The 1,758-nt window shown below is 58.6% G+C and carries 2 protein-coding genes; one reads left to right on the forward strand and one right to left on the reverse strand.

Annotation, left to right across the window (positions count from 1 at the left end):
- Positions 1 to 969, reverse strand: a 969-nt coding sequence (locus ABX749_RS31760) for a serine hydrolase domain-containing protein (RefSeq protein WP_372899568.1), incomplete at its 3' end; no start/stop codon positions are given.
- 206 nt (positions 970 to 1,175) lie between these two features.
- On the opposite strand from ABX749_RS31760, the gene ABX749_RS31765 reads away from it, so the two are divergent.
- The coding region (locus ABX749_RS31765; protein ID WP_372899569.1) for a DUF1571 domain-containing protein at positions 1,176 to 1,758 on the forward strand (583 nt) is incomplete at its 3' end.

Raw genomic sequence — 1,758 nt, forward strand, 5'->3', positions numbered from 1 at the left:
GTCTCGCGAGCCGCGCGAGGGTTGCACCGGCGGGGCGACCAATTCCTGCATCGTCCCGGGCGTGATTCCCAACCGCCGACCGCCCCGCGCCAAGACGTCGTAGACTTTGGCGACGGCACGCGCCTGACCGAATCCGTTGGCCGATGGAATCTCGACCTCGCGATACTCCGGTCGCCCGAGTGCCGCAGGGTTATCGAATTTCAGAAACTTGATGGACTTGGAGACGACCGATTGGGGCCAAATCCCGGCCAACACCATTTTCCACGGCAGCTGATTGAGATTGGCCAAGATGGCCAGCTTTCGAAAGCCCTGGGTGCTGCTGATGTGTTCCGAGTCGATCCAATCGGGAAGTCCGATGTAGAATTCGATCCCCAACGGAGCGGCGATTTCGTCTTGAAAGAATTCGCCCAGTGTCCGCCCGGCGGGATCGACCCGACGAATCAGCTCATTCTGGTACCAGCCCAAAGTCAGCGTGTGATAGCCGTGCCGGGTCCCGGGCTGCCACAACGGTTTTTGACTGGCCGTGATCGCCGCCATTTGGTCATGGTCGGCCAGAATCTGGGGGTTCAGTCTTTGGTTGATGGCCACCAGACCGGCCTGATGGGCCAACAATTGACGCACGGTGATTTTCCGCTTTTCGTCGCATCCAAACTCCGGCCAATACGTTGCCACGGGCGCGTCCAGATCGAACAGCCCCCGGCTGTGGGCGACCGCCATCACGGCCGCCGCCATGCCCTTGGTCACCGAAAACGCCAGCGAAAGCGTTTGCTCGGTCCAACGTGCCCCGGAATGGTGGCATCGTCGCCCACCCCAGAGGTCGACGACTTTCTGGCCCTGGTGGTACACCGTGCAGGCGGCACCACACTCACCCCGCGACACAAAATTGGTTTCAAACTCCGCCCGAACGGGCTCGAACCCCGGCGACACCGACCCGAGGATCGTCGGACGATTTTCGCTCTGCGTGAACATCCTGTCTTCCCCAAACGAATCAGCACACCGAATTAGATCAGAGACGCAACTGTTTTTATCGTAGGGAACCGTCTACCCGCAGGCAATCTCAACATCTAGTCAAAATATCACTAGTCCTTCGCAACGAGATTTATGTACACACCATTAACTGCCGCAAAACCGGGCTAACGGCGGCAATCTCTTCTCTCTTAATCTGGAACGAACGGATGCACCCCTTCCAACTCCTGCCGAGACTACGGCTGATCATCATTTCATTGCTCGCAACCGCACCGTTGCTAGCAAATGCACAAGAAATCGAGCAGGTGGCACGGCTGAGCCTTCCGCCGGTGGAACGTCGGCATCCGGTCGACACGGCCTTGGAGATCGCCGAAGAGAGTCTGCAGCACGTCCGGGCCAACGTCGATGACTACACGGCGATCTTCATCAAGCGTTGCCGGGTCGGCGGAGTGATGCCGCCGCTGCAGTACGCGAGTTTGAAGATTCGCAATCGCAAGCTTGACGGGCAGGACATTGCGGTTCCGTTGAGTGTCTACCTGGATTTCTTGAAGCCCAGTTCGGTCAAGGGTCGCGAGGTGATCTGGGTGGAGAACGCCAACGACGGAAACCTGATCGTGCATCAGGGCGGGTTCGCCAGTTTCTTGACCACGCAGCTTGATCCCGAGGGGATGCTGGCGATGCGCGGACAGCGGTATTCGATCAAGGAGATCGGGATCGAAAACCTGCTGGAAAAATTCGTCGTCACGGCACAGCAGGATCGCTTGCATGGCGAATGCGACGTTCAAATCGAGA

It is taken from the genome of Stieleria sp., from assembly GCF_041595215.1.
Taxonomy (GTDB): Bacteria; Planctomycetota; Planctomycetia; order Pirellulales; family Pirellulaceae; genus Stieleria; species Stieleria magnilauensis.